This window comes from Roseateles sp. DB2 (assembly GCF_051857535.1).
In the GTDB taxonomy this organism is placed as follows: Bacteria; Pseudomonadota; Gammaproteobacteria; order Burkholderiales; family Burkholderiaceae_C; genus Roseateles_B.
Map to the genome: position 1 here is coordinate 287,697 of NZ_JBPZGY010000004.1, position 25,963 is coordinate 313,659.

The window sequence follows — 25,963 nt, forward strand, 5'->3', positions numbered from 1 at the left end:
CTTAGACCTGCATGCGCATCACTTCCTGATACGCCTCCATCACCCGCGAGCGGACCTGGCTGGCCACCTGCATGGCCAGGCGCGCCTGCTCAAGCTGCAGCATCACATCGTGGAGATTGCCTGCCGTGCCCGCAGCCAGCTGTTGCACACCCTGCTCTGCGGTGAGCAGGGTCTTGTTGAGGTCGGTGATCCCGTGTTCCATCCACTGGACGAAGCCGGTCGCGGGCTGCGGGGTGGCTGCTTGCGCCTGGCCAGCACCGCTGGCAGCGCCGACGGCACCCAGGGCCTGAACGGCCTCAATGGCATTGGGGTTCATGACTGTCCTCCCAGCTCCAGGGCCTTGGCGGCCATGGCTCGCGCCGTGCTGGCAACGGCGATATTGGCCTCGTAGGCGCGCAGGGCCGTGCTAGCGGTGACCATCTCGGTGGCCTGGTCCACGGCTGGATAGGCCACCATGCCCTGTGCGTTCGCGTGCGGATGCCCCGGGTCATGCATCAGGCGCGGGCTGACCTCTGTGGCGATCACCTTGACGTCGCGCAGCTGTTGCGAATCCTCCTGGTGCCGCAGGGCTCCCAGGAACGAGAGTTGCAGCGGGCTTGCCACGACCTTCTGAACGGCGGCCGGCGATTGCCCCGGCATTGCGCTGGCGTGCAGATTGGCCAGGTTGAGGGCGGCCACGTCGAGGCGGCGCTTCTCCAGGCTCATGCCCGCTGCGGCTATTTGGAAGACGGCACGGTAGTCCATCAACGACGACCTTCCTGTGCAGCAATTGAAAGGATGCTCAGCTCCCGGCTGAGCGCCTTGAGCAAGGCCTGGTACTGCAGACTGTTGCTCGACAGGGCGGCTATCTGCTCGTCCAGCTCGATGGTGGCCGCCGGGTCCGTTTGCAGGGAGGGACTGGGAATGTCGGCCATCTGCAGAGGGCGCCCGTCAGCCAGGTCGGCGCGAACCGGGCCGAGCAGGGACTCGAACCTGACGTGCAGAGGCTTCGCGCCGGGCACGCTGGCATTCGCAATGTTCTGGGCAATGGCCTGGTGCCGCAGTGCGCCGGCATCCAGGGCGCGCTGCACCAACTGCAGCGTGGCGGGGTCTATGAAGTTCATGGTGCTCACTGGACGATCAACTCGGCGTGCAGGGCGCCTGCCGCCTTGATGGCTTGAAGAATGGAAATCATGTCGCGTGGAGGGGTCTTGGCCTTGGCCAGCAGTTGGACCAGGTCGGTCACACGGGTGGGGCCTGCCGGGACAAACCTGGGTTCGTTCGGCTCCTGCATGCGCAGCTGGCTGTTGGTCACGACCTCGGTACGAACGCCTGCGCCGGAGCTGCGAACCAGCCAAGGTTGGGAGACGCTGGTCTCTGCGCTCACCGTCACTTTGGTTTCGCCGATCACGACAGAGACCGGTGAGATGCGTACATCGCCGCCAGCGACCAGGGTGCCCGTCCGCTCGTTGATCACCACCCGTGCGTGCAGGTCAGGCTCCACGGACAGACCCTCCATTTGGCGGATGAAGGCCGCCAGGCGGCTGCGGTAGGGGGGAGGGACGTGGACCGTCAGGGCCCCGGCATCGCGCACTTCGGCCACGTCCCCACCGAAGCTGGCGTTCAACTGGTCAGCCATGCGGCCGGCCGTGCCATAGTCCGCCTGACGCAGGACCAGGGACAGCTCAGTGCTCTCGCCGTGGTCTTCCTCCAGCGCGACCTCGACGGTACCGCCCCCGCTGACCAGGCCTGCCGTAGGGTGGTTCTTCTGAACCCGGTTGCCGTGCGCATCGTGTCGATAGCCACCAACGGTCAGGGGGCCTTGGGCCAGCACGTAGACCCGTCCATCGGCCCCTTTGAGCGGCGCCATGAGCAAGGTGCCGCCCTCCAGACTGCGAGCGTCCCCGAGTGAGCTGACTGTCACGTCCAACTGGTCGCCGGGGCGAGCATAGGAGGGAAGGCTGGCTGTCACCGTGACCACCGCCACGTTGCGGCTGGTGATGTCTTCTGATCCTATGGCCAGGTCGAAGCGACTCAGCAGGTTGGCCAGCGTGGTGCGCGTGGCTTTGCTGCGTGCGCTGTCGCCGGTGCCGGACAGACCGGTCACTACGCCGTAGCCCACCAAGGCGTTTTCCCTCTGGGCCGCGACGCGAGCAAGGTCCTTGATTCGGACTGATTGCGCGATGACCGTGTAGGGGGCCAGCAGCAGGCAAGCCACCAGCGCATTTGCAATGAGGATGCGCATGATCAGATTCCGAATAGGCCCAGCAGGCGTTGCCACCAACGTGGCTTCTGCAGTTCGCCCAGCACGCCATCGCCCGCGAAGCTCAGCCGGGCTTCGGCCAGACGATGGGACTGCACCGTGTTCTGCTCGTTGACGTCACGCGGCCGGACTCGCCCCTCCGCATGGATGGTTTGCCGTTCGCCGTTAATCTCCAGCAGTTGGTCGCCGGCCACGCGCAGGTCTCCGTTCGGGAGGACCTCCCGAACGAGCACCGTGATCTGCGCCAGCAGGCGGCCGGCGCGCTGAGTGCGTCCGGTGCCGTTGAACTCATTGCTGGTATTGCCGGACAGATGACGGTCCCGGCTGGGTGTGCTCAGCGCGACGCCCAGTTGTGCGTCCCGCTGAGTGCCGGTGTTGGCAGAGCTGGACGCAGTGGCGTTCTCGATCACCAGGATGGTCAGCGCATCGCCAACCTCGAAGCGGCGGCGATCCGCGGTCAGCGACTGGAACTGTGCATCCGAGTACAGGCTGCCTTTGGCTCGTGGGCGAGGCACTGGCGATGCCTCTACGGCGACGGCACTGGCCGGGGCCTGCACGGGAGAGGCCGCGTCGGGCGCGGCTCGCAGGAAGGCGGGGGCGGCCAGCAAGGCCGCCAGGAGAACTGTCTTCATGGGGTACCTACCCAAACAACGTGGTTGGCATCCAGCCGTCCTTGCAGCACGGCGCTCAAGCCCAGCACCTGGACGCGCACCGCTGCGCCGGGGCGCGCGGGCTCCATCAGGCGCGCGGGGCGTTGCAGGCTTACAGACCCCTCGCTGACCGTGGCCGTGACCGATGCCCCGCGCTGCAGTTGGTCGGCCGGAAGCAACTGTTTCAAGTTCAGCGGCGTGCCAGCCGCCAAGGCGCGGGGTAGGCGCCCTTCAGGGGGCGACTCTGGCCTGGCCGGCGTCAACGATACGCCGGGAGGCCAGGGCAGGGTGCGGATCTCGGTATCCTCGGTCTGGAGCAGCGTGCCTGCCGGAAGCGCTCGGGTGAGCGTCCAAACCGGTGTTGTCCAGTACAGCAGCAGGGGGACCTGGAGCGTGTGCGTCCCGCCGTCTGCCCTGCGCACCCGGACGGGCCAGTTCATCGGACCACTCAGCATCGTGAGATCACGGGGCGCCTGGGCCACCGCACCAGGGAGCGGCTGCTGGTAGATGCCTTGCCCCCGGCAGCGGACCTCGACCTGTGCATCCGCCTCAAGCGCCCAGCGATGCACGGCGGCCGAGGCCAGCTCGCACGCTGACGCCTCCGCATGGGCAGACCCATGCCCGGTGCCCAGCAGGACGAGCAGCATGATGAGGATGAATGGCATGCGCATGGCTGCCTACTTCCGCAGATTGTTGGTCATGCTGGCGATCTCGTCGGCAGCCTGGATGACCTTGACGTTCATCTCATAGGCGCGCTGCGCTGCCATCAGTAGCACCATTTCCTCGACAAGCTGGACGTTGGATGCCTCTTGATAGCCCTGCTGAAGCCGCCCGGTGCCGGCCTCTCCCGCCGGCGCTGTGATCGCTTCGCCGGACGATGCTGTGGCTCGCCACAGGCCATTGCCCATGGGAGCGAGTCCAGCCGGGCGGGCGAAGCTGACAAGATCGAGGCGTCCCAGCGAGGTGCTGCGACCCTGCTCATCCATCCCCAGTACCTCGCCGTCCGCGCGAATCTGGAGCTGTTGCATATCGCTGGGGACATGGATGCGTGGCTTGAGCGCCAGCCCGTCTGCAGCGGTCAGCAACCGTTCGGCGTTCAGCTCCAGGTGGCCGCCTCGGGCATAGACGGCACTGCCGTCAGGCAGCGTGAGCTCCAGGAAGCCCTCACCCTGGATGGCCACAGCCATGGTGTCGTCCACGCGGCGCAGCTCACCCGAGGCAAAGGACCGCAGCTCGCCCGCAAGCGCCACGCCAGCCGGGGTGGCCGCAGCGTTGCCGGACTCGGCTGTTCCAACCGGGGACACGACCATCAAATCCCCGAATCGCAGCTGGCTGCGCTTGTAGCCTGGCGTGCTTGCATTGGCGACGTTGTTGGCGATGGCATCGATTTGGGCCGTCTGAGATTTCATGCCGGTGGCGGCGATGTAAAGCGCGTCGTTCACGAGTTCTCCCCGAAGCGTCGGATGGCGGTGGCTTGCATGTCGTCCGCGGTCTGCATCAGCCGCACCATGGCCTCGGCATGGCGGGTGGTGCTCATCAGCTGGACCATCTCCTGGCTTGGCACGACATTGGACAGTTCCAGATGGCCTGTGCGGAGGGGGGCATGCATGGCTGCCGGCTCGGCCTGGTCTGGCACGTAGCTGTAAAGGCCATCGCCCAGCGCCTGCGGCGATGCACCGGCCTTCAGCTGAACCAGTTGCAGTTGATCGACCGCCTCCGTGCCCTGGAGCAACTGGCCCTGTGCATTGACGGACAGCGCGGCAAGGTCGTCGGCCTTGAGGTTGGGATGCCCGCGCGCGCTAAGCACACGATGCCCCAGCGCCGTGCGCAGCACGCCGTCGGCGTCCACATGCAGTGCGCTTTGACGTGTCAACGCCTGCAGGCCGTCATCTCGCTCCACCAACAAAAAGCAGGCGTCAGGAAGTGCCAGATCAAGACTGTTGCCAGTCGCCTGCAGCTTTGCGCTGCGCAGGTCAGTGTGCGTCTGGATTTGCGCATCCGGCGGCATCAGGGCGCTGAAGGCGCTCTGGACGGCGATCTGGCGCTTGTAGCCTGGGGTGCTGAGATTGGCGACGTTCTGGCCGCTCACTTTCAGGCGTTCAAGGTCCAGCTTGAGGCCAATGGCGGCGATTTCATGGGTGTTCATGCAGGGGTCTCCTGAGTGGATTCCGTGGTGGGCAGGGACAGGCTGCCAAATGCCTTCATGGGGATCAGGCTCGGGACCTCAGCCACCGACAGGATGCGCATATGCGGCAGGGCGCGTTCGGTCAACTGACGGATGTGGCGACGCAAGTCGGGGGCACACAGCAGCACGGGCAGCACATTGCTGCGCACCATCTGCTCGGACAGCTGTACAGCGCGTGCCAGCAACTGCTCGATGAAGCGCGGGTCGGTGGGTTTGCCCTCGTGCGTGGCTGCACGCAGGCGCTGCTCGACCACCGGGTCCAGCGTCAGGACGGTCAGTGACGCGGCGTCGCCCATCAGCTGTTGGCAGATGGCTCCGCCCAGGCGTTGGCGCACGGCCTCCGTCAGCAACCCGGCATCCTTGCTGCTGCGGCCTGCGTCTGCCAGGGTCTCGACGATGGCCTCCACATGCAGAAGGCTGACCTTCTCCTTGAGCAGAGCCTGGAACACCTTCTGGACATCGACAACGCCCAGCACCGTGGGAACCAGGTCTTCCACGATGCCGGGTTGGGCCTCGCGCACTCGGTTCAGCAGGCGGTCCGTTTCGGCGCGCGTCACGAGGTGGGCGCAATGTTGGCGCAGGGTCTCGTTGAGGTGCGTGATGAAGACGGTGGGAGCATCCACCAGCGTGTAGCGTGCGGCGCGCGCACGCTCCCGCTCGTCCGGTTCGATCCAGACGGCCGGCAGGCCGTAGGTGGGTTCACGGGTCTCCAGGCCCTTGAGATGCTTCGTGTCTCCACTGGGGTGGATGGCCAGCAGCCGCTCTTCGTACAGTTCACCCTTGCCGTATGCCACGCCATAGATTGCCAGCTCGTAGGCACAGGCACCGAGCCGTCCTTCGGTGACGAAGCGCACGGGAGGAAGAACGATCCCGAACTCGGGCCCGAACTGCTTTCGCAGGGCGCCGACTCTTTGCATCAGCGGTGACTCGTCGCCCTTGGCCATTGACGCCAGGTCCGTGCCGATGCGGACTTCGATCGGATGCACTTTGGGCAGGGGGGTGTCGGCTTCCTCTGCCTTTTCTTCGGCCGGCGTGGAGGTACTCGCCCCGCTGCTGCCGCGACGGCCCGCCCAGAATGCGATCAAGGCCAGCAGTGAAGCCACCGCCAACAGGGGCAGGGCGGGCAGCCCGGGCAGGGTCAACAGTGCCAGCATGGCGGCGACCACCAGCCAGAGCGCCTTGGGGAAGCTGCTGAGCTGCTTGAGGACCTCGGCACTCAGGCTGCTGTCGGAAGCTGAGCGGGTCACGATGATGCCGGTGCCCACGGAGATCACCAGGGCAGGGATCTGGGTGACGATGCCGTCTCCCACCGTCAGCAGGGTGAAGGTCTGCAGCGCTTCGCTCCAGCCCATCCCGCGCTGCATCATGCCGATGACAAGGCCGCCGACGATGTTGATGAGCAGGATGATGATGCCCGCGATGGCGTCACCCTTCACGAACTTGCTGGCGCCATCCATGGCGCCGTAGAACGCCGCCTGTCGTTCCAGCGTCTTGCGCCGCTTCTGGGCCTCTTCCTGGTCGATGAAGCCCATGTTGAGGTCGGCATCGATGCTCATCTGCTGACCAGGCATGCTGTCGAGCGTGAAACGGGCCGCGACCTCGGACACGCGCTGCGCGCCATTGGTCACCACCACGTACTGAACCACCACCAGGATCAGGAAGACGATCAGGCCGATGACGTAGTTGCCGGACACGACATAGGAACCCACGGCGCCGATCACCTTGCCTGCGCTGGCGTCGGTCAGGATCAGTCGGGTGGCCGCCACGTTCAATGACAGGCGGAACAACGTGGCGATCAGCAGCAGGGAAGGGAAGGTCGAGAACTCAACCGGCCGCTGCATGTAAAAGGTCAAGATCAGCAAGGTCAGGGCGAAGCCGATGTTGCACAGGATGAGAAAGTCCAGCAGCGCCGCCGGAATAGGGGCGAACAGCACCGTCAGCACGCCCAGCACCAGGACGACCATCAGCACGTCGGCCTGGCGACCAAGGGCTTGTTTCATCGCACTCATGCGGTCCTCCCGGCCAGGCCGGCCTGGGCCTGGGCCTGGGCTTCACGAAGGCTGCGCAGCCAGACGAGGATGCGCGCCACAGGCGGATACCAGTGCTCGGGCACGTAGCTGTCCTGCTGGACTTCTTTGAACAATGCTCGCGCCAAGCGCGGGCTGTGGACAATCGGAACGCCCGAGCGCTGCGCCTGGCGGCGAATCTCCTTGGCCAGCATCCCAGTCCCTTTGGCAAGCAGCACGGGCGCCGGCGTGACGCCATGCTCGTAGCGCAGGGCGACGGCGACGTGGGTGGGATTCGTGATGACGACCTGTGCCTCCGGCACCTTGCGAACCGCGCGTGCCGATTTCAGGAACTGCAACCGCAGTTCGCGCTGGCGCCGCTTGATGCGCGGATCCCCTTCGCGGTGCTTGTGCTCGTCCTCGATCTCCTTCTTGCTCATGCGCAGATTGCGCAGGAACTCCCAGCGTACGAACAGCAGGTCGATCAGCGCGAAGAACAGCAGCACCATGCACAGCTTGGCCAGCAGGCCGCCGGCATGGTCCAGCAGCAAGGGAAGCAGTGCCTGTGCCGGACGGCTCAGCAGCTTCATTGCATCGGGCACCAGTGCCTTCAGTGCCAGCCAGGCCACCCCGGCAAGGCACAGCAGCTTGATCGTGCTCTTGACGGCCTCGTAGAGCAGGCGCACCGACAGCAGCTTCTTGAAGCCCTGCACGGGGTTGAGCCGCGTAAAGTCGGGCCTGATGGGGTGGGTGGAGAAGGTGAGGCCGCGCGCCTGGATCAGTGCCACCACGACCACGCCCACTACCAGGCACAGCAGGCTCGGGCCCAGGACGCGGAGTCCGTCGAGCAGGACACTGGCCAATGCCTGGTGGGCGCTTGTGGTGGTGTCCAGCCGGTTCGGTGCCAGGGACAGATAGCGTGCCATGGCATGGGCCATGGCTTGCAGGTCGCCAGGCAACAGCGCCTGGAGCACCAGCAGCGCAATGACCAGCACAGCAAGGCTGGTCACGTCGCTGCTGCGGGCCAGCTGTCCGCGCTTGCGGGCCTGCTCCAGCTTGTATGGCGTAGCCTGCTCGTTGCGATCCATTTCCTGCTCACGGCTCATGCGCCCACTCCCTGCCAGAAGGCAAATGCGGAGCGTTGCAGGCGGTGCATCAACGGGGCCAGGCCTGGGGCGATCAAGGCCGCCATCGCAAGACCGGTCAGCGTCTTGGCGGGCATGCCGACGAACATGACGTTCATCTGGGGCAGGATTCGAGAGAGCACGGCGAAGACGAGTTCAAGCAGCAGCAGGATGAAGATGACGGGAGCGATCACGACGATCGCTGCGGTGAACATCGCGGCTACGGGCGCCAGCAGCTGGCCGGGGCTGGGGAGGCGAAGCGCTGCGCCGGGCGGCACTTCCTGAACCGAATAGGCAATGCCACGCAGCATCAACTCCGCACCATCACTGCTCCAGAAGACAGCCATGCCCAGCAGGGTCAGGGCAGTGGCCATGGCCGGTGAGAAGCTCTGGGACACTGGGTCCAGCACGGCGCCCATGCCGAGGCCCATATGAAGATCAAGCAGTCGTCCTGCCATGCTCAATGCAGCAAATGCCGCATGCAGGGAAAAACCCAGCAAGGCGCCCAACGTTGCCTCACAAAGGGCCAGCCACACCCAGCTCGCCAGGTGGGCAGGAACGGGTGTACGCAACTGCCAGCCGGCGCACAGCAGGCCGGCCAGGGCCAGCGTCCACACCACCCAGAAGGTGGGAGGCGCACGCAGAGCCGATGCAAGAGGACTCAAGCCCAAGAGCACGCCCAGGCGGATCCACAGCAGCAGCGTGGCCATGGCCCAGGCTGGATCGATGTTCAGCATGTTCAGACCAAACGCGGAATGGACTGGATCAAGGCGCTGCTGTAGGCCACCAGCCGGGCAAGCATCCAGGGGCCGACGATCACGAGCACTGCCACGCTGGCCAGGAGTTTGGGTATGAAAGTGAGGGACATTTCCTGGATCTGAGTGACCACCTGGAACACGCTCACCAGCAGACCGACCACCAGCACGGTCAGTAGCAAGGGGGCTGCCACCGTCAAGGCGGTCCACAGAAGCTGTGCAAACAAGTGCACCGATAAGTCCGGTGTCATTTTTCTCTCCCTTATCTCGATCTCCGGTCCGACGATTCGTTGATCGGCGTGTCGCGGGCCGGCCACCCCCTCATGGGGACGGTGCGGCTAAACAGCATGGCAATGTGGTGGCTTGCTGACGGCATGCCAGGTATCAGGCCAGGTGCATCCCTTTGACTCAGTGGGCGTGCCAACGCTTCAGCAGGGCTGCGAGCATCGGGTTGCTGGTTTCGACATGCCCCTCGAATGCCTGCTGGAGCTTTTGCAGCACGTCAGGTGTCAGCACTGTCTGGTGATTGGCCAGCATCCACTGAGCCACCATTGCATTGAAGCCTTGGGGATTGAGCTTCAGCGCTGTCCGCAGACGCCGTCGGGCTTCGTCCGGCTGCTCCTTCAGGACCAGAATCAGTGCGAGTCCGCCGTGCGACTCGCCGAAGGTTTCGTCCTGGTTCAGTGCGGCCCTGACGCTGGACTCGGCCCCATCCAGGTCCTGGGCAAGGAGCTGCACCCAGGCCAGCGCGTGCCATGAACCCAGGTGGGCGGGGCTGAGGGCGACGGCCGCCTTGAGCGATTGCAGAGCCAGGTCAGAATGGCCCTGCATGGCTTCAGCCAAGCCCGCACCCAGCTTGGCCCGTGCGCTGCCCGCGCTCAGGCTCAGGCTGTGTTGGAACCAGCCCAGCGCTTGACTGCCTCGCCCTTCGCTGAGGGCCAGGTAGCCGGCCACTGTGGACAGTTCGGGCTGAGTCTGGATTTCGGCGGGCGTGCATCGCGCCAATAGTGCGGCAGCAGCTTCGGCTTGCTCGTTGTCCAGCAGCAGGGTGGCCAAGGCGCAACGACCCTGCAGCGGCAGGCCCCGCTCTCCGCAGAGCACTTGCCATTGCTGCATCAGTGATACGGCCTGGGCAATGGAGCCCTGGTGGTGAAATGCCCTCGCCTGAAGCAACGCCCAGTCGTCGAGCAAGTTGGCAGGCAGTTGATCCAATGGGGGTGTTTCCAAGGCGCTGCAGACGCCAGGCCAGTCAGCGGCCTCGGCCAGGCAGCGGGCCAGGCGCCAACGGATCACTGGATGCTCATGCCCTTCCGCCAACAAGGCCAGAAGGCTGCGGGCCGCCACGTCTCGGAGGCCCTGCGAGTGGTCTGCAACCGCCAGTCTGTAACGCGCCAGCGGGTCCTCGGGGGTCAGGGACAGGATGCGGCCTAATGTGGACCGTGCCGCATCCCAGAGTGCCAGTTGAAGCTGCGCGTCCGCGACATCCGCAAGCAGGCGCACGTTGTCAGGATCCTGGTGGAGGTAGCCCTGGAGGCGTGCAAGCTGTGCAGCGAGCTGCACGGGGTCAGAATCAGTGCGGCTTGCCACGATGCTTGTATGCTGAAATGAACAGGTGGCTTGCCTCCAACTCGGCAGTTGCCGGCGCTGGATCGGCAGGGGTGTTGGCCTCTGGCATGGTCGCCTGGCTGGTGGTAGCGGACGCCATGGCGGCCATCCGGTCAAGTACACCCTGCATGTCCTTGTTCAGCGCAGCGTTCTCTGTATTGAGGGCAATGCCTTCCTGAAGTGCGGCGCGGGCGCTGTCCCACGATTCGGTGCTGACGTCCAGCAGGCCTTGCGCGAAACACTGGAGGTAGCTGGCCGGACTGGTGGCAGACAGGTCTAGCAGCGGCTGCCAGACTGAGCGAGCCTGGTCCAGTTCGCCCGTGCTCAGGTGCAGCAGTCCCAGCTGAAACCGTGCTAGCGGAAGCGCCGGAAGCGCGAGAGCGGCCTTGTTCAAGATCGCCTTGGCTTCAGGGATCATGCCGATCTGTGCGTACTCGCTGCCCAGCATGAACAGAATCTGCGAACTGGCGTCTTCCCGCGCGCCTGCTTCCTTGAGGTAAGCCAGGGCGCGCCCGTTGTCCTCACGCTTGAACGCATCCAGCGCCAAGCCCAGCAACTCCTGCTGCGACAAATGCTGCAAGTCTGACATTACGAGTATCCCCCCTTGTGGACGCGACGCTGGCTTGCCGTGACGTCAGCGCGTTTCCCTCTTCCAAACATCTGGAGTTGTGGCAGCCTGCCACGGCTCCATGTCATGGCACCGTTGTGTGCGGTGCTCGCTCATTCATTCCTCTTGCCAGCAGTTGTGAGACTGAGCATGTGGTAATGCAGGATTTTAACATCTGTTGCAGTAGGTACTGCCTGGGTGCCGCGGTGGAGCCTGGCGGGTTTGTGCCTGATCAAGCTTGCATTGGCACGAATCACGAGCAATCGATAAGCCTGACCATGGAGGTTGAAGCTCCTCCCAGCTTGGCAGTGATTAAGCCGAGCAGGTCACGGCTGCCCACACAGCCGGACAGCCGCATTGCCGAGTTGTTGCCACATCGGTGGCACATCAGTGCTGCGACACTGGATGCATGAGCACCAAGTTCCAGCGCGCCAAGCCCCAGTTCGTCTACCAGCTGCGCATCGAGCTGCAGCACATCGAGCCGCTGATCTGGCGGCGCATCCTCGTGCCCGACACCGTCAAGCTTGCCAAGCTGGACCGCATCGTGCAGGCAGCCATGGGCTGGACCAACAGCCATCTGCATGAGTGGCTGATCGAGCAGCGGCGATACGGTCTGCCGAATGACGATTGGGACAGCAAGGACTTGCTGGACGAGCGCCGGTTCACCGTCGGCGCCGTGTTGGGCGAGCAGGTTCAAAGCTTCGCCTACCGCTACGACTTTGGGGATGGCTGGGAGCATCACATTGCAGTCGAGCAGCGCCTGCCGGTGCAAGACGGCCACAACGACTGGGCCATGTGCCTGGCCGGCGAGAACGCCTGCCCACCGGAGGATGTTGGCGGGCCTCCGGGCTACCTGCACTTCCTGGAGGCCATGCGAAGCCCGACGCATGAGCAACACGCCGGCTACTGGCGCTGGTGGGGTGGGCCCTTCGATCCGCAGGGCTTCAGCCTCAACGCCGTCAATATGGCGATACGTAAGCTGCGCTGAGCTCGGCCGGAGCGTCAAGGTGGGGTTGGCGGACGCTCACGACGCGTCGGCCTGCAGGGCATGCGGGCAGCCCTCCGCCGGCCTGATCTGGATGCGCCGGGTCTGCCGTGCATGCGCCTGCCGGGGCCTGTTCAGGCTCAGGATGCCCTCCTTGCACGAGGCCCTGTTCGCAACCCTGCTCGGGCGCACATGGAATCCAGGCCCCGACCGTGAGCATGTCGATGGGCGCATGGCCGTTCCTCGCGTCGACGGCTGTCCCGGCGATGACGCATGCACAGGCTCCAACATCCTGCGGGTGCCCGCCAGAAAAGGCGCTCGAATGCGCGCGCGCCGCGTGCGGGCGCTGATCCTGGGTTGTAGGGGGTCGCTGATCTGTCACCCCGTCTTCACGCACGCTGCCTACAGTGGCGCCGCGCACGACGTCTGATCCGCACTTCACTCTGACCCATAGGAGACATCCATGTCCCGTTCCACGCCCGTCGCCGGTTTGCGCGCGACCCAGGCGCGCAGCTGCCTGAGCGCATCCCAGGGAGGTGCGCGATGAGCCGCCGCTCCTTTCTGCGCGCCAGCGCGGTGCTCGCCAGCTTCCCGCCCGCCATCGCGCGAGCCCTGGCGATCCAGGCCAACCAGCGCACTCGCAGCTTGCAAGATGTCGAGCACATCGTCGTGCTGACGCAGGAGAACCGCAGCTTCGACCATTATTTCGGCACCCTGGCCGGTGTGCGTGGTTTCGGCGATCCCTTCCCCGCTCCGGTCAAGGACCGGCCAGGCCTGTTCACGCGTAAGAGCGTTTTCGTGCAGCCGACCCAAGGGGGCAATCCCGTGCCTGGACGGCCCGACTGGGGCCAGCGGCGCGCGATCGCGCCGTTCCCGCTGAACACGACCCAGGACTTCGCGCTGATGCGCGTGGCCGGCACGCCCCATTCCTGGCTCGATGCTCAGCTCGCCTGGGACCATGGGCGCATGAACGACTGGTGCAACGCCAAGCAGAACCACTCGATGGGCTACTACAGCGAGTCGGACCTGCCATTCCAGTTCGCGCTGGCGCGCGCATTCACGCTGTGTGACCACTACCACTGCGCGACCCAGACCGGCACCAACACGAACCGCCTGTTCCTCTGGACCGGCCACAACGACCCGCTGGGCGTTGCCGGCGGCCCGAGCACGGACAACAGCCACGAGTGGTTCAACGCCGATCGCGGCACCGACTACCTCTGGACGACCTATCCCGAGCGCCTGCAGGCCGCCGGCATTTCCTGGCAGGTCTACCAGAACATGGCGGACAACTTCACTGACAACCCGCTGGCTGGCTTCAGGCCCTTCCGCGACGCGTGGTTTGGCCGTCCCGGCTTCTCGCAGGCGCTGCGCGACCGCGGCATCAGCACGCGCGATCTCGACCTGCTCAAGGCGGACGTGCTTGCCAACCGCCTGCCGCAGGTCAGCTGGATCGTCGCGACGGCCGAAGGCTCGGAGCACCCCGGCCCCTCAAGCCCGGCCTCCGGCGCCGACTACACGGCGCGCGTGCTCGACGCGCTGACGGCCAATCCGGAGGTTTGGAGCAAGACCGTCCTTTTCATCAACTTCGACGAGAACGACGGCTTCTTCGACCACGTGCCGCCCCCGGCTGTGCCGTCCTACCTTGCCTATGACCCCGACCCCGCCCGGGCCCAACTGGCCGGCGCGTCGACGGTCGACACGACGGGCGAATACCACCACGTGCTCAACGGTGCCGACGCGCGCACCCACCATCGCCCCTACGGCCTGGGCCCTCGCGTACCGATGTACGTGGTCTCGCCCTGGACCAAGGGCGGCTGGGTCAACTCGCAGGTGGCCGACCACAGCTCGGTGCTGCGGTTCATTGCAGCGCGCTTTGGCGTCCAGGAGCCGCTGATCAGTCCCTGGCGGCGAGCCGTCTGCGGCGACCTGCAGTCCTGCTTCGACTTCGCCAATCCCGACGACGAAGGCTTCTTGCAGTTGCTGCCGGCCACGACCGAACGCCGCGCCCGCGCGCTGGCGCTGCCGGGCACCAAGGCACCTGCAACACCCACCGCCTTGGCCGCACCGGTGCAGCAGGCAGGCGTGCGGCCGGCGCGCGCGCTGCCTTACGACCTGCAGGTGCAGGCACAGGTTCCAGAAGCCGGGGGTCAGGTCTTGCTGAGCCTTGAGAACACGGGCGAACAGGCGGCGGTGTTCCATGTCTACGACCGGCTCGCGCTCGATCAGCTGCCGAGACGCTACACGGTCGAGGCGGGCAAGCAGCTGCAGGGCCGCTGGACCACGGCCGCGGCCTATGACCTCTGGGTGCTTGGCCCCAACGGCTTCCATCGCCACATTGCCGGCGACGTGCGACGCCCGGCGGGCAGTGCCTTGCCCAGCCTCGTGCTGCGCACCGCCCGCGCCAGCGGCGAGCTGCTGATCGAGCTCGTCAATGACGGCGGCGCGCCTTGCACCTTCGTGCTGCAGGCCAACAAGTACCTGTCCGCCACGCCGAACGAGGTCACCGTCCTGGCGCGCAGCCGCACCAGCTTGCGCATCCCGCTGGCCACCAGCCGGAACTGGTACGACTTCAGCCTGCGCGTGAAGGGGCTCAAGGGCTGGCTGCGTCGCTTCGCCGGCCATCTTGAAGACGGCAAACCGTCCATCAGCGACCCGGCACTGCAAGGCGCGGCCAGGCTCGATCAACCCACCGCAGCATGAGGAGGACCTCCATGACCAAGAACAACCGTTTCGTGTGGCCCTGGCTCGGCGCTGCCGTGCTCGCGCTGGCCGCAACCGGCGTCCATGCTGGCCCCGTGTACGGCAGCAATCTGATCGTCAACGGCGACGCCGAGACCGACGTGGCCAGCAGCTGGCTCGCCTTCGATGGCTACGCCCGTCCGCAAGCCGTGAACTACGGCCCCAACTGGGTCCAGCCGACGCAGCCCGGTCCGGCGGACCGCGGCAAGCGGCTGTTCGCGGGCGATGGTGCTCGCTCTGCCGGCTACCAATTGGTGAATCTGGCCGGCACGCTGACACAGCCGCTGTCCTTCAAGCTCAGCGGCTGGCTGGGCGGCTGGGCCTCGCAGGGCGATAACGCGCTGCTCTACGTGTCCTTTCTTGATGGCAGTGACAGCGAGATCGGCCATGCCGCGATCGGTCCGGTGACGCCGGGCGACCGCCGCGAGGTCACGGGCCTGCTGTACCGCGAGGTCAGCGACTGGTTGCCGGTGGGCACCAGCCGGCTGATGTTCTCGCTGTCGATGGAGCGCCTGGGCGGCGGGGACAACGACGGCTATGCCGACAACCTGGCCTTCGTGCTCAATGCGCCTGCGCTTGCGACGGTGTCGGAACCCGCGGGCTTGGCGTGGCTTGCGCTCGGCGCGCTGGCCCTGGCGGGATACGCACGTCGGCGCCAGGCGAGCGCCTGAGGGCGGGCGTCCTGTTGATCGACGGCGGAAGAGTCGCCGTGCTGCAGCCGCGACGCCAGCACCTCCCGCGGCAGCTCAGTCCGGCGCCGCGACGGTGGGGCTCGGCGTCCAGGCCAGCACGAGGAGGCCCAGGCTCGCCGAGCACAACGAAGCCATGAAGATGCCGATCTTGGCGCTGTCCAGGGCCGATCCGCTCAGCGCCAGGTCGGCGATCAGCAAGGCCATCGTGAAGCCGATGCCCGCAAGAAAGCTGCCCCCCACCAGCACCCGCCAGCCCAGGTCGGGGGCGCGGCGGGCCCATCCTGCATGCAGGGCCAGCCAACTGAACAGCACAATGCCGGCCGGCTTGCCCAGCACGAAGGCAAGCAGCACGGCCAGGGATACCGCCTGTGTGGCGCCCTCCCACGACAGCTGCAGTCCCGCATTGGCAAGGGCGAAGAGGGGCATCACGCCAAAGCTCACCCAGGGATGCAGGGCCATCTCAAGCCGCTCCAGGGGCGACAGCGATTCACGGGCGGCCAACTCCGCGAGGAGCAGGGTCTTGCGGTCGGGCGTGTGTCTGGCGCTGTCGCGTCCTGCCGGGTGTGCGATGACCTGTCGCAGGATGCCGTACAGCCGCGTGTCACTGACCCAGCGCCGCGCAGGCGTCATCAGGCCCAGGATCACGCCGGTGATCGTGGCATGCAGCCCGGACGCATCGACGGCCAGCCAAGTGGCGCCTCCGATCAGGACATAGGGCGCAAAGGGCCTGACGCCGATGCGTGCCATGAAGCGCAGCAGCAGCACGCACAAGGCCGCGAGCGTCAGCAACTGCCCGTCGATCCGGCTGCTGTAGCCGACGGCAACGACCAGAATGGCGCCCACGTCATCCACGATGGCCAGCATCAGCATGAAGACTCGCAGGCTCTGGGGCACGCGGCGCCCCAGCAGCGCAAGGCAGGCGATGACAAAGGCTGTGTCCGTGGCCATGGCGATGCCCCAGCCGCGCTGAGACGGCGATCCCCATTGCAAGGCCAGAAAGATGGCGGCAGGCCCGACCATGCCGCCAAGGGCGGCGGCCATGGGCAATGCCGCCCTGCGCGGCTGGCGCATCTCGCCCAGCACCAGTTCGCGCTTGAGCTCCAGGGCCACCAGGAAGAAGAACAGGGTCATCAATCCGTCATTGACCCAGGCCTTCAGCGGGCGTCCGAACTCGAGATCCCCGAGGCGCAGTTCCAGCCGTGTGCCCCAGAAGCCGGACAGCGCAGGGCCAAGGGGGGAGTTCGACAGAATGAGGGCCACCGCCGTGCACAGCAGCAGCGCAACACCGCCGGCCGCCTCAATGCGGAAAAAGCGGGCGAAGGTCGGCCGCACCTGGTCGATCAGCTCCTGGGGCAGTTGGATGGGGGGGCTGCGCTGCCCTTGACGATCCGACATGGCCATCAGGCCTGGGCGGTGGCTTTGCGGCCGGCGTGGGAGGCTGCGGGCCCGCTGCGCCGAGCAGGGGGTGCCGAGGCGCGAGCCCGATGCAGGCAGGGGTCGTCGCCGCGCTGTGGTGACGCCCCCTGGACAGCCCAGGGCATGCCGGACCTCACACGGCCTTCATCTCGAGATTGATCTGCTGAAGGATGTTGGTGCCCACCGTGGTCAGTCGCAGATGTCCGCCATCCCAGCGGAGCCAGTTCAGCGCGACGTAGTCGTCGATGTAGCCATTGGGGATGTCTGCAGCCCGCCGGCGGTCCAGGGACGCCATGCTGCTGGCGAGGGCGCTCCTGAGCAGGCTCAGACGGGATCGGGTACTGGATAAGGCGAGCATGATGGCTCCTTGAAAAGAGATGAGAGACCGAGGTCACGGCGGCGCAGCCGGGGCTGACTGCAGTGGGCGGGCCAGTCTCGGCAGCCGAGGCCGCCGAGGCGGGGAGGGACGCTGTCTTGCGGCAGCGCAATGTCCAAGAGCGGGCAGAGGGATGCGCAGTGGGCTTGGATGAATCTGCACCTGCTTGTGGCGGGGACCACCGGGGGCGGTGGCAAGCGGCGTTCCTGCTGGGGATGTCGCCCGCTTCCTGCCGTATTGGCGAGCGGCATGGCCGACCGTTCCCTGTGGAAACTGAAGGCGGGCTGTCGAGTGCAGGTCCTTGGACTGCGGGCAAGCGATTCGCCGATCAGGCCTGAGGGGGTTTTACTCTAGTTTGGCGTCCTGCGCCGTTCATGCGCCCTTTATGTGCCGTTTATGTGCCGTTTATGTGTCTTTTATTTTTTCCGGCCCGCCAGGATGGCACCGGTTTCGAGCCTCGCTGCGCAGAGCCCTGTGATCGCTGGCGGCCGGCTTGCCGTGCCTGCCGGCGCAGCCAGGGCTCGGGGGGGGGGGCTGCGCGGCGACATCGCCGCGCCAGTGCACAGGGCCAGGGCGCAATCCCGGCCACGCCATCCCCTGACCCCGCATCCAGCGCCTGCCGCTCACTGACTCCATCGCAGGCTGAGCCCCAGCCGGTCCTGCCCGGCATGACGGCCCCAGAAGCTGTCCGGCGCCCCGCCCATCAGCAGGGCCCAAGCCTCCATCTCTGCACCACTGCCCAGGCGCCAGCTGCTGCGCAGCTTGAGGAGGTGTTCGCGCCCCCCGGCGGTGCGCCCCAGCGCCAGCACCGCCTCGATGCCTGCCTGCCATCGGCCGCTGTCATCGGGCCGGTAGTCCCAGCGTGTCAGCAGGCGCTGGTCGAGGACGCGGCGCAGGTCCGGCCAGTCCGGCAGCACGCCAGCGCCCGGGTGGCCCACACGAGACCACTGGCCTTGGACCAGGCCGTAGAGGCTGCTCCCGCGCCCCAGCAGGTCGTAGAACTCATGGTCCAGGCTCAGGACCAACTGGGTGAAGTCCGGCGCCTGACGCTGCCGATGCCGCACCAGCTCCAGGCGTAGCAGGCTGGCCTCAGCCACCGGGCTCACCAGACCCAGGCCCAGCAGGTCGAGGCGGTCGTGGAAGGGCTGCAGCCGCGGCATGCCGTCCCCGACCTGCAGGCGCGCCGCCGGGGCCTGGCTGTGGCCCCGGTAGGCCAGCCAGCTGAACTCGGTGTCGCCCACGCGATGCTGGGCCCGCAAGGCCACTGCCACCGGGCGTTCACCGTGCCGCGCCTCCTCCAGATGCAGGCCGCTGGGCAGGGGGGACTGCCAGGGGCCGTTGGGCAGCAGCGCGCGCGTCCGGCCGTCCGCCAGGACCAGATCCCAGCTCAGTCCGTCAGCCTGCGCGGCCTCGCGGTGCAGCAGCAGCGCGGCCAGCGGGCGGCGCTGCGGGTCGTGCAGTGTGCGCCAGTCGCGCATCTGCAGCGCATCCAGTGGCGAGACGGTGTCCGTGACGGCCCAGGCCAGGTGCTGGCGGCCCAGGCGCGCCTGCCAGGCGCCGTGCTGCCATTGCAGCCAGGCTTCGCCGATGCGGGCTTCGGCGAAGCCTGCAGCCCCAGTGCGTGCCTGCAGAGCCAGCTCCAGGCGGGCGCTTTGCGGCAGGGGGCCGGCTTGAGGCTCACCCTGCCACTGCAACTGGCTCAGCCACTGCCCCCGCTGTTCCTGCGCACCCTCGGCCCGGACGGGGGTGCTGAGGTCCATCCGCAGGCGATGCTGCCATTGGACCTCGGGCCCGGATCTGTGCTGGGCCTGGGCACCTGAGCAGACCATGAGCATGGCACTGAGCCCGGCGGTGGCCTGAAGGGCGCGGATGAAGATAGGGACGGGCTTCATTCGGCGAGGAACTGCGGGGTGAAGGTGCGCTCGGGCAGGGGCTCGTTGAGGCGCCGTTGCTCAATGGTGAGCACTGTCCGGCTGCGCTCCTGGACGTTGTCGACGCTGACGACCTGGGCGCGCCAGCGCGTGCCGTCCAACTGCAGGGACTCGTGACGCTGTGTCTTGATGAGTGCGCCCTGGCGGTCGAAGTACTGGATCTCCGTGATGGCCAGGGAGGGGCGGCTGAGGGTGATCAGCCGGCGACCGTAGCTGCTGGTCATCGGGTCGCGGGGCTGGGCCTCGACCTGCCAGCTGCCGGCCTCGGCCTGCAGCACCCGATAGCGGAAGGCGGGGGTGTGCTCGCCCAGCAGCTGACGATTGTCCTCGAAGCTCAGATCCGTGCCGCCAAAGTAGCGGCCCTCACGGTCGCCCGTGATGCGCCGCGCCTGCGGCCATGACGGCATGCGGAGCCACATCTGGGCCGCTGAGGGCGCGGCGGCGCTGCGCTCCTGAAGGATCAGCAGGCCCTGACCTCGATCGGCTGCGGGTTCGGCAAAGCGGATGCTCACGCGTTCGCCCTGCTCGGCGAACTGCGTCCAGCGGCTCAGGCGTTTGGTCTCCACGGGTTGGCCGGCCCGGGTGATCTGCAGGCGGACCAGCTCCTGTTCCGTCGTCACGCCCCTGCGGTAGCGGGACCAGCTGTCGGCGATGAGGGCGGTGGCCTCGGCCTCGGTCGGGAGCGTGATGTGTGCCTGGGTCTGGGCAAAAGCGGCAGGCTGCAAGGCGGTGAGTCCGGCCATCAGCAGGCCGGCGGCGAGCGCGCGTCCTTGCGCGCGAAGGGTCAGGGTGGTGTGCATGGCAGTGTTCAGTCGGCAGCGGCCATGGCAGTGGCCGCGGTGGACGAGGCGGGGGGCGGGTCCTGCGCGGTGGCGGCGGAGGCCACGGGGCGCATGTCAGGTGCAGCGTCAGCAGGGGCCGGGGGAGTTGCGGCGGGTGCGTGCTCAGCGTCGGCATCCAGCCCTTCGGACTGCGCGTCGGCCTGAGCCGAAGACAGCTCGCCTGGCAGCTCAGCGGATAGATCGTCCGGCAGGCGGCTGGCAAAGAAGCGTGCGACGGCCGGATCCTCGACAGCGGTCTCCAGCGGCGCTCGCACACAGGCGGGCAGCACGCCGGCCATCAGCACCAGGGCACCGAAGGCGCAGGCGGCCAGCATCACGACCATCAGCAGGCCCAGGCGCTGGATGGGCAGGAAGGGCGACAGCATCAGGAAGCTGAAGCAGATGCCGTTGAGCAGCGCGTCGACCAGCGTCACATGACCTCGCTCGGCCAGCGCTTCCTCCAGGGCCTCGTCCGGCGTGGCGCCGCGGCGCAGGGCCTGCAGGAAATCGTCGACGAGGTAGATGTCGAAGTCGATCGCGGCATTGATGCCCAGGGCCGTGGCGCAGGCTGTGGCCTGGTCCAGGGGCAGCGACAGCGCAGCCATGAGCATCACGATCAGCGCATAGGCGAAGACAAAGGGCAGGCTGATGGCCATCGCCGTCCACAGCGGATGCAGCCGCTGCCGGCGCGAGGCCGGATGCCCCGGGCGTCGACGCTGTCGCCAGGCCAGCCAGGCGAAGCACACGCCCACCACCAGCGGGAAGGAACTCAGCACGTTGAGCGGCTTGCCCTGGCTGATGTAGGCATCGGTCTGGTGGTAGGTGTGCAGGCGGCCGAAGGGCAGCACGCGCAGCTCGGGGAAGTCGCGGGCCAGGTCCATCACCTGCTCGGCAAAGATGCGCAGCTCGCGGGAGTTGTCCGCCGCATGCGCCGCGAAGAGGACCAGGCCTTCGTCTGACCAGAAGTAGGGCGCGAGGCGCGGGTTCTCCAGGTCCCAGCGGATCAGCTGCAGCAGCTCATGCGCCTGCTGCGCACTCTGCGGCAGCGGACGCTGGATGTCCGGGCTGCGCAGGCTCATCTGGTTGAGCTTGTCGAGGATGGAGTGCACGGGCATGGCGCCGGGCAGGGTCTGCAGGCGCAGCTGCAGGGCGCGGGCGCTGGCGAGGAAGGCCGGATCGTCCATGGCCACCTGCGACTCTCGGGCCTGGGCCGGCAGGACCAGGAAGGACAGGCGAGCAAAGCCCGCGCCGCCCGGACGGTTCAGAACGGCACGGCCGCGGTCCACGATGGTGTCGGGCAGGTAGTCGATGGGGCGTTCCCGCACGGCGATCCAGGGATGCGCACTGTGCAGGTCATGCACCACGACCACCGCTGCGCCCGCCAGGGCAAGACCTGTCACCGACAGCGACAGCAGCAGGCTGCCGCGCGGGCTCAGGCGGGCCAGCAGGCGGTGGGCGGCCTGCGGCACGCGCCGCAGCATGCGCTCGACGGCCTCGCTCCAGCGGCCCCAGCGCGACGCGCCGGCATCGGCCGGGGATCCGCCCACGCAGATGTGCAGGGCCGGCAGCAAGGTTGAGACGAGCAGCAACTGCACCAGCACGCCCAGGGCCGACAGCACCCCCACCTCCAGAATGCCCCGGATGCCGATCTGGGGCAGGGTCGCGAAGTTCAGGAAGGCGATGAAGACCACCACCTTGAACTTGTGGCGGATGGGCGCCACCAGGCGCCACAGGGCCGCGCGATCCAGGCGCGGATGGGCGGCCCAGGCCTCGTTGTAGGCCTCGAAGGCCCGCACATTGAGCGAGATGCCCGAGACGATCAGCGCCGACAGCACCAGCAGGAAGTAAACGCGCTCATAGACCGGCTGGCCCCAGAAGCTCAGGCCCATGTCGGCCATCAGCGGGATCAGCCCGCGCACGATCACGAAGGACACGAAGATCACGCCGCTGACCTGCATCGCCTGCCGCCAGGAGCGCAGTGCCAGCATGGCGGCCAGCGTGGCGATGAGCAGGCCCACGGTGGAATAGAACATCACGTCCGAGATCAGCGCGTAGTGCATGAGACCCCGCGCGACCGACCAGCCGCCCAGGCTCACATTGGCGTACTCGGCCGTGGGGTGGATGTCGCCCTTGAACAGCAGCCACTCCAGCTGCGAGATCTCGCGCTTCTCCAGGTAGCGGGCTACGCGGTCGACCACGCCCTGCTCGCTGTAGTCCTCAGGCAGGAAGACGACGATCTGCGTGCTGTCGAACTGCGGGCTCACCAGGCTGCCGAAGACGCTGCGGTCCTGGCGCACCGCCTCGCGCCAGGCGGCGAGATCAAAGCCGCTGCGCAGGCGGCCTGTCGCGTCGACGTCGGCCACGCTCAGGTGCGCCCGGCCTTCCAGGCTGCCCGCGTCCACACGGTAGTCGGCGCTGTTGGCCGCCAGGCTCCAGACCGTGCCTTCCGGGAAGAGCTGGCGCACCTCGTTCGTCATGCGCAGGGTCTGGGCGAGGGCGGGGCCGTCGATGCCGCCGGGGAAGCTCAGCACGAAGGACAGGGTGTCGCCCTTGACGATGCTGCGGGTCTGCGCAGCTTCGCGTGCGGCGCGCTCGTAGGGGTTGGCGGTGTCCAGCAGGGCATCCTGGACGATGCCGGCACTGGGCACGCGCAGGTTGAGCCAAGCAAAGCCGGCGAGGATCAGCGCGAAGAGCGCAAGAAGGAGTCGGGCCCGTCGCAGGGCCTGGGTCAGTGTGTCCATGGGGAGTGCGGCAGGAGTTCAGCGGGGGAGGTTCTCGGAGACGGCCGGGCCGGGCAGCGGGCCGCCCAGGTCCTTGAGGGCGTCGCTGAGGGCCACCGAGGGCATGGCAAGACCGAAGTCCTCGACCGGGCGGCCGAAGCAGTGCGGCCGGGGCAGTTCGATGTCCAGCGCGGTAAAGGCCTCGCGCACGATGGCGCTGTTGAAGTCGCTCACCTCGAACCAGTCACGTGTCAGGGCCGAGGCGTTGTGCTGGCGGTAGATGGCGTGGTAGAGCGCCATGGCCTCGGCAAAGCAGCCGAAGACCGTGCCACGCGAGAGATGCAGCTTGTTCCAGCTCAGCGGGCCCAGGACATAGTGCAGGCGCGGCGAGTAGGCGTTGCCGGCGTCCTGGCGGACCACGCTGGTGCGGCAGCGCGCATAGACCTCGGCATCCAGGTTGGCCGGCTCGGCCACGTCCACAACCAGCAGGCGTTGGTAGCGGCGGCGCAGGCGCTGAACGGCCTCGCAGCTGAGCTTGGCTTCGGCGCTGTGGGTGCAGGCCACTACCAGGTCGACCTCGCCCAGCTCCTCGATGCGGTGGGACACGGGCATGCCGGTCTCGTGCGCGAAGTCCTGCAGCAGACGCTCGTTGGCCCCGTAGCCGACCACGCGATGGCCGCGGCCCATCAGGTGGCGGCTCACCGCTGAGCCCAGGATGCCGTAGGGGCCGATGACGAGGATGCGGGGCTGGCGGCCCTGAAGCTGGCTCAGGGCGAGCGCACGGTCCACGTCCTGGCACAGCAGCAGAGCGGTGCCGTTGTCGCCGATGGTGAAGGTCATCTCGGGAAAGCGTTGCTTGAGCTCGGTGCCGTCGCGGCCGAACAGGCGCTTGGTCGAGGCGGCCAGCAGCACCACGCGTGCGCCCTGCGCCTGCGCCCATTCGACTGCCGAGATGAAAACTGCCTTGGCCTGCTTGCGGCCCTCGCGGCTGTACATCTCCTCGGCAGTGAAATTGATGCCCCGGACCTGCCCGGCAATGCCCTGCAGATGCAGGCGGGGTCCGCTGGCATGGGCGCTGCGCGAGGCGCCAGCGGGGAAGAAGCGGCGGCGCTCGGCCTCGTCACGGATGTTGGTGATGAAGACCACGTCCAGGCGCGGACGGTCGGTCAGCAGGCGCAGGGCGCGGCGGTGGTCGGACATCGCCAGGGCGGCGCGCCAAAGGGTGGACAGCATGGGTGGGAACCTGTTCGACAACGAGGGTTGGATGACAGGAACTCATGCTAGGGACCGCGCCTCGAAAGGCCGATACGGTGACCACCGTAATTGGCGGCATCGCTGGCGCCTGTCCCCCGGGCCTGCGGGGGCGTGGAAAGGACTCAGTGCGGAATGAAGACGGCAAAGCAACTGCCGCGGCCGGGCTGTGAGCGCACCCGCAGCTCGAAGCCGCACTCGGCGCACAGACTTTTCACGATGAAGAGACCCAGGCCATGGCCAGGCTGGTCCTCCCGCAACTGCTGGCCGCGCACAAAGGGCCGGCCCAGCGTGGCCTGCAGCTCGGGGCTGAGGCCGGGCCCGGTGTCCAGCACCTGGAGTTCGATGCCGTCGGCCCGTCGCCTTACGCCCACCAGCACCTGGCCTTCGCGGGTGTAGCGCAGGGCATTGACCACCAGGTTGTTCAGGATGCGCGCCAGCAGCAGCTCCGAGGCGGCGATCTCCACCCGGCTTGCCCGCATTCGCAGCCTCAGGCGGCGCTGGCGCGCCAGGCCCTGCTGCTGCTGTTCCACCTGGGCGATCAGCGTGCCGAGGTCCACGGTGTCGGGGCGCGGGCGCTCGCGGCGGGCCTGGTCCATGAGATCACGCAGCAGGGTCTGGGCGTAGTCCAGCGTGCGATCCAGATGGGAGGCGATGGCGTCATGGGAAGCACTCGCCTTCAGCGCCTCGATGGCGAAGCGCAGCGAGGCCAGCGGCTGGGAGATGTCATGGCTGGCGCTGGCCAGCTGCAGCTGCTGGCGCTGTGCCAGCTCCAGCGCAGCACGGCGCTGGCTCTCGGCCTGCAGCAGCTCCTCGGCCTCGGCCAGCCGCCGGGTCCGCTGCTCGGCGAGCTGCTCCTGGTGCTGGCGCACGCGGTTGATCATGGCTGCCGCGAAAAAGGCGGCCTCGATCAGCAGGCCCAGCTTGGGATAGACGAAGAAGCTCACGCCGGGAATCAGCTGCACGCCCAGCACGCCCAAGCCGAAGAGGCACAGGGCCAGCACGATCAGGGCCACCGTGCCCAGCAGATACAGCCGGGCGCCCGCCAGGCCTGCCCGCACGCTGTGCGCGCCGGCCCACAGCGCCAGCAGGGCATAGGCCAGTCCCAGCAGCACCAGGGTCGCGTAGAGGGCGAACAAGGCGGCGAGCAGCACCGCCAGCATCAGCGCCAGGTGCAGGCGGTAGAGCAGCCCATGGCTGCGCAGCTGCAGGAAGCTCAGGGCGAAGCCGGCATGGCTGATGAGTGCCAGTCCGGCGAACAGCGCGGGGGCCTGCTGGTTCCAGCCGGGGGAGTCCGGCCAGAAGTAGGCGAAGCCGTAGCCGGCCGTCTGCAGCAGGAGCATCAGTTCGCTCGCCACCAGCACGGCGTACACCTGGTAGGCCACGGCGCCGACGACCAACCGGTAGGCCAGCACCACCACGAAGAGGGTGAGCATCACGCCGATGATGGCGCCATTGAGCACCGCTTCCAGCTGTTCCTGGTCCCGCAGGGCCTCGGCCTGCCACAGCCGTGCGATCACGCGGCCGTCGGCATGCAGGCGGTAGCGCAGGACCAGCTCGCTGGGCCCGGAGGGGAGCTGCAACTCGAACTGCAGCCGCGGGCTGGCAACCGGGCGGGCGGGGTAGGGCGCCAGGGCATCCAGGGTCATGCGCGTCTGCAGGTAGCCGCCCTGGTGCAGTTCCAGCTCGACGGATTCGGCATCCGGCACGCCGAGGTCCAGATGCAGGGTGCGGGTGACGTCGCTCAGCAGCGCGGCCTGCAGCTGGCGCCGGCCGCGGGCATCTCGGGTCTCGAGCTGGCAGGACTGAAGCTCGATCCGTTGGACGGCCTCTGACACACGGCAGGGGGCCGGCGCCT

At 67.4% G+C, this 25,963-nt stretch carries 25 protein-coding genes; 4 read left to right on the forward strand and 21 right to left on the reverse strand.

Going from position 1 to position 25,963, the window contains the following annotated elements; all coding sequences use genetic code 11:
- Position 1: 1 nt before the first annotated feature.
- From fliE to ACS5PK_RS08680, 14 genes are all read right to left on the reverse strand, one after another.
- Positions 2-316: a flagellar hook-basal body complex protein FliE gene (fliE, locus tag ACS5PK_RS08615; RefSeq protein ID WP_439439823.1), complete on the reverse strand. Its 315-nt coding sequence runs from the start codon at positions 314-316 to the stop codon at positions 2-4.
- Positions 313-705, reverse strand: coding sequence for a flagellar basal body rod protein FlgC (locus ACS5PK_RS08620; RefSeq protein WP_439439824.1), 393 nt, complete (start codon positions 703-705; stop codon positions 313-315). Before ACS5PK_RS08620 ends, fliE begins: the two co-directional genes overlap by 4 nt.
- A gap of 38 nt (positions 706-743) precedes the next feature.
- The gene (locus ACS5PK_RS08625) at positions 744-1,103 is read right to left on the reverse strand and encodes a flagellar basal body rod protein FlgB (RefSeq protein ID WP_439439825.1); all 360 of its coding nucleotides are present in this window, start codon (positions 1,101-1,103) and stop codon (positions 744-746) included.
- A 5-nt stretch (positions 1,104-1,108) separates the two neighbouring features.
- Positions 1,109-2,224 (reverse strand): flagellar basal body P-ring protein FlgI, encoded by a 1,116-nt coding sequence (locus ACS5PK_RS08630; protein WP_439439826.1) that lies wholly within the window; start codon positions 2,222-2,224, stop codon positions 1,109-1,111.
- A gap of 2 nt (positions 2,225-2,226) precedes the next feature.
- Positions 2,227-2,874 carry a flagellar basal body L-ring protein FlgH gene (locus tag ACS5PK_RS08635; protein ID WP_439439827.1) on the reverse strand — a complete coding sequence of 216 codons (648 nt, stop codon included), beginning with the start codon at positions 2,872-2,874 and terminating at the stop codon, positions 2,227-2,229.
- The gene (locus ACS5PK_RS08640) at positions 2,871-3,557 is read right to left on the reverse strand and encodes a flagella basal body P-ring formation protein FlgA (RefSeq protein WP_439439828.1); all 687 of its coding nucleotides are present in this window, start codon (positions 3,555-3,557) and stop codon (positions 2,871-2,873) included. The genes ACS5PK_RS08635 and ACS5PK_RS08640 overlap by 4 nt, the downstream gene beginning before the upstream one ends.
- A 12-nt stretch (positions 3,558-3,569) precedes the next feature.
- Positions 3,570-4,334 (reverse strand): flagellar hook-basal body protein, encoded by a 765-nt coding sequence (locus ACS5PK_RS08645; protein WP_439439829.1) that lies wholly within the window; start codon positions 4,332-4,334, stop codon positions 3,570-3,572.
- Complete coding sequence (locus ACS5PK_RS08650; RefSeq protein WP_439439830.1) at positions 4,331-5,038, reverse strand: flagellar hook-basal body protein; 708 nt, start codon at positions 5,036-5,038, stop codon at positions 4,331-4,333. Before ACS5PK_RS08650 ends, ACS5PK_RS08645 begins: the two co-directional genes overlap by 4 nt.
- Complete coding sequence (locus tag ACS5PK_RS08655; protein ID WP_439439831.1) at positions 5,035-7,086, reverse strand: flagellar biosynthesis protein FlhA; 2,052 nt, start codon at positions 7,084-7,086, stop codon at positions 5,035-5,037. Before ACS5PK_RS08655 ends, ACS5PK_RS08650 begins: the two co-directional genes overlap by 4 nt.
- Positions 7,083-8,189, reverse strand: coding sequence for an EscU/YscU/HrcU family type III secretion system export apparatus switch protein (locus ACS5PK_RS08660; protein WP_439439832.1), 1,107 nt, complete (start codon positions 8,187-8,189; stop codon positions 7,083-7,085). Before ACS5PK_RS08660 ends, ACS5PK_RS08655 begins: the two co-directional genes overlap by 4 nt.
- On the reverse strand, positions 8,186-8,944 hold the full coding sequence (locus ACS5PK_RS08665) for a flagellar biosynthetic protein FliR (protein WP_439439833.1): 759 nt from the start codon (positions 8,942-8,944) through the stop codon (positions 8,186-8,188). The genes ACS5PK_RS08660 and ACS5PK_RS08665 overlap by 4 nt, the downstream gene beginning before the upstream one ends.
- 2 nt (positions 8,945-8,946) lie before the next feature.
- A complete protein-coding gene (fliQ, locus tag ACS5PK_RS08670; protein ID WP_439439834.1) occupies positions 8,947-9,213 on the reverse strand; it encodes a flagellar biosynthesis protein FliQ in 267 nt (88 codons plus the stop codon).
- Positions 9,214-9,370: 157 nt separating this feature from the next.
- On the reverse strand, positions 9,371-10,549 hold the full coding sequence (locus ACS5PK_RS08675) for a tetratricopeptide repeat protein (RefSeq protein WP_439439835.1): 1,179 nt from the start codon (positions 10,547-10,549) through the stop codon (positions 9,371-9,373).
- Positions 10,533-11,156, reverse strand: a complete 624-nt coding sequence (locus ACS5PK_RS08680; protein ID WP_439439836.1) for a tetratricopeptide repeat protein — start codon at positions 11,154-11,156, stop codon at positions 10,533-10,535. The genes ACS5PK_RS08675 and ACS5PK_RS08680 overlap by 17 nt, the downstream gene beginning before the upstream one ends.
- Positions 11,157-11,583: 427 nt before the next feature.
- Here ACS5PK_RS08680 and ACS5PK_RS08685 point away from each other — a divergent pair, with 427 nt between their 5' ends.
- From ACS5PK_RS08685 to ACS5PK_RS08700, 4 genes are all read left to right on the forward strand, one after another.
- Positions 11,584-12,162 (forward strand): plasmid pRiA4b ORF-3 family protein, encoded by a 579-nt coding sequence (locus ACS5PK_RS08685; RefSeq protein ID WP_439439837.1) that lies wholly within the window; start codon positions 11,584-11,586, stop codon positions 12,160-12,162.
- Between the two features lie 151 nt (positions 12,163-12,313).
- Positions 12,314-12,589 (forward strand): hypothetical protein, encoded by a 276-nt coding sequence (locus tag ACS5PK_RS08690; RefSeq protein WP_439439838.1) that lies wholly within the window; start codon positions 12,314-12,316, stop codon positions 12,587-12,589.
- Between the two features lie 113 nt (positions 12,590-12,702).
- Complete coding sequence (locus ACS5PK_RS08695) at positions 12,703-14,859, forward strand: phosphocholine-specific phospholipase C (RefSeq protein WP_439439839.1); 2,157 nt, start codon at positions 12,703-12,705, stop codon at positions 14,857-14,859.
- Between the two features lie 11 nt (positions 14,860-14,870).
- Entirely contained in the window at positions 14,871-15,569 is a 699-nt protein-coding gene (locus ACS5PK_RS08700; protein ID WP_439439840.1) for a PEP-CTERM sorting domain-containing protein, read from the forward strand.
- A 75-nt stretch (positions 15,570-15,644) separates the two neighbouring features.
- On the opposite strand, the gene nhaA is transcribed toward ACS5PK_RS08700, so the two are convergent.
- The 7 genes from nhaA to ACS5PK_RS08735 all read right to left on the reverse strand — a co-directional run bounded on the left by nhaA (position 15,645) and on the right by ACS5PK_RS08735 (position 25,943).
- On the reverse strand, positions 15,645-16,985 hold the full coding sequence (nhaA, locus tag ACS5PK_RS08705; RefSeq protein WP_439439841.1) for a Na+/H+ antiporter NhaA: 1,341 nt from the start codon (positions 16,983-16,985) through the stop codon (positions 15,645-15,647).
- Positions 16,986-17,139: 154 nt separating this feature from the next.
- Positions 17,140-17,364, reverse strand: coding sequence for a hypothetical protein (locus tag ACS5PK_RS08710; protein WP_439439842.1), 225 nt, complete (start codon positions 17,362-17,364; stop codon positions 17,140-17,142).
- 641 nt (positions 17,365-18,005) lie between these two features.
- The gene (locus tag ACS5PK_RS08715; protein WP_439439843.1) at positions 18,006-19,274 is read right to left on the reverse strand and encodes a hypothetical protein; all 1,269 of its coding nucleotides are present in this window, start codon (positions 19,272-19,274) and stop codon (positions 18,006-18,008) included.
- A complete protein-coding gene (locus ACS5PK_RS08720) occupies positions 19,271-20,113 on the reverse strand; it encodes an outer membrane lipoprotein-sorting protein (protein WP_439439844.1) in 843 nt (280 codons plus the stop codon). The genes ACS5PK_RS08715 and ACS5PK_RS08720 overlap by 4 nt, the downstream gene beginning before the upstream one ends.
- 8 nt (positions 20,114-20,121) lie before the next feature.
- A complete protein-coding gene (locus ACS5PK_RS08725) occupies positions 20,122-22,875 on the reverse strand; it encodes an MMPL family transporter (RefSeq protein WP_439439845.1) in 2,754 nt (917 codons plus the stop codon).
- Positions 22,876-22,893: 18 nt separating this feature from the next.
- Complete coding sequence (locus ACS5PK_RS08730; protein ID WP_439439846.1) at positions 22,894-24,087, reverse strand: hypothetical protein; 1,194 nt, start codon at positions 24,085-24,087, stop codon at positions 22,894-22,896.
- A gap of 143 nt (positions 24,088-24,230) precedes the next feature.
- A complete protein-coding gene (locus ACS5PK_RS08735) occupies positions 24,231-25,943 on the reverse strand; it encodes an ATP-binding protein (protein WP_439439847.1) in 1,713 nt (570 codons plus the stop codon).
- Between the last annotated feature and the right edge of the window lie 20 nt (positions 25,944-25,963).

Bases quoted from the DNA above. Each gene is read 5' to 3' on its own strand.
- ACS5PK_RS08710 (WP_439439842.1), bottom strand. From the start codon at position 17,364: ATGCTCGCCTTATCCAGTACCCGATCCCGTCTGAGCCTGCTCAGGAGC.
- ACS5PK_RS08680 (WP_439439836.1), bottom strand. From the start codon at position 11,156: ATGTCAGACTTGCAGCATTTGTCGCAGCAGGAGTTGCTGGGCTTGGCG.
- ACS5PK_RS08640 (WP_439439828.1), bottom strand. From the start codon at position 3,557: ATGCCATTCATCCTCATCATGCTGCTCGTCCTGCTGGGCACCGGGCAT.
- ACS5PK_RS08635 (WP_439439827.1), bottom strand. From the start codon at position 2,874: ATGAAGACAGTTCTCCTGGCGGCCTTGCTGGCCGCCCCCGCCTTCCTG.
- ACS5PK_RS08630 (WP_439439826.1), bottom strand. From the start codon at position 2,224: ATGCGCATCCTCATTGCAAATGCGCTGGTGGCTTGCCTGCTGCTGGCC.
- ACS5PK_RS08700 (WP_439439840.1), top strand. From the start codon at position 14,871: ATGACCAAGAACAACCGTTTCGTGTGGCCCTGGCTCGGCGCTGCCGTG.
- ACS5PK_RS08725 (WP_439439845.1), bottom strand. From the start codon at position 22,875: ATGGACACACTGACCCAGGCCCTGCGACGGGCCCGACTCCTTCTTGCG.
- ACS5PK_RS08715 (WP_439439843.1), bottom strand. From the start codon at position 19,274: ATGAAGCCCGTCCCTATCTTCATCCGCGCCCTTCAGGCCACCGCCGGG.
- ACS5PK_RS08655 (WP_439439831.1), bottom strand. From the start codon at position 7,086: ATGAGTGCGATGAAACAAGCCCTTGGTCGCCAGGCCGACGTGCTGATG.
- ACS5PK_RS08625 (WP_439439825.1), bottom strand. From the start codon at position 1,103: ATGAACTTCATAGACCCCGCCACGCTGCAGTTGGTGCAGCGCGCCCTG.
- nhaA (WP_439439841.1), bottom strand. From the start codon at position 16,985: ATGTCGGATCGTCAAGGGCAGCGCAGCCCCCCCATCCAACTGCCCCAG.
- ACS5PK_RS08730 (WP_439439846.1), bottom strand. From the start codon at position 24,087: ATGCTGTCCACCCTTTGGCGCGCCGCCCTGGCGATGTCCGACCACCGC.
- ACS5PK_RS08665 (WP_439439833.1), bottom strand. From the start codon at position 8,944: ATGCTGAACATCGATCCAGCCTGGGCCATGGCCACGCTGCTGCTGTGG.
- ACS5PK_RS08695 (WP_439439839.1), top strand. From the start codon at position 12,703: ATGAGCCGCCGCTCCTTTCTGCGCGCCAGCGCGGTGCTCGCCAGCTTC.
- fliQ (WP_439439834.1), bottom strand. From the start codon at position 9,213: ATGACACCGGACTTATCGGTGCACTTGTTTGCACAGCTTCTGTGGACC.
- ACS5PK_RS08650 (WP_439439830.1), bottom strand. From the start codon at position 5,038: ATGAACACCCATGAAATCGCCGCCATTGGCCTCAAGCTGGACCTTGAA.
- fliE (WP_439439823.1), bottom strand. From the start codon at position 316: ATGAACCCCAATGCCATTGAGGCCGTTCAGGCCCTGGGTGCCGTCGGC.
- ACS5PK_RS08620 (WP_439439824.1), bottom strand. From the start codon at position 705: ATGAGCCTGGAGAAGCGCCGCCTCGACGTGGCCGCCCTCAACCTGGCC.
- ACS5PK_RS08720 (WP_439439844.1), bottom strand. From the start codon at position 20,113: ATGCACACCACCCTGACCCTTCGCGCGCAAGGACGCGCGCTCGCCGCC.
- ACS5PK_RS08660 (WP_439439832.1), bottom strand. From the start codon at position 8,189: ATGAGCCGTGAGCAGGAAATGGATCGCAACGAGCAGGCTACGCCATAC.
- ACS5PK_RS08685 (WP_439439837.1), top strand. From the start codon at position 11,584: ATGAGCACCAAGTTCCAGCGCGCCAAGCCCCAGTTCGTCTACCAGCTG.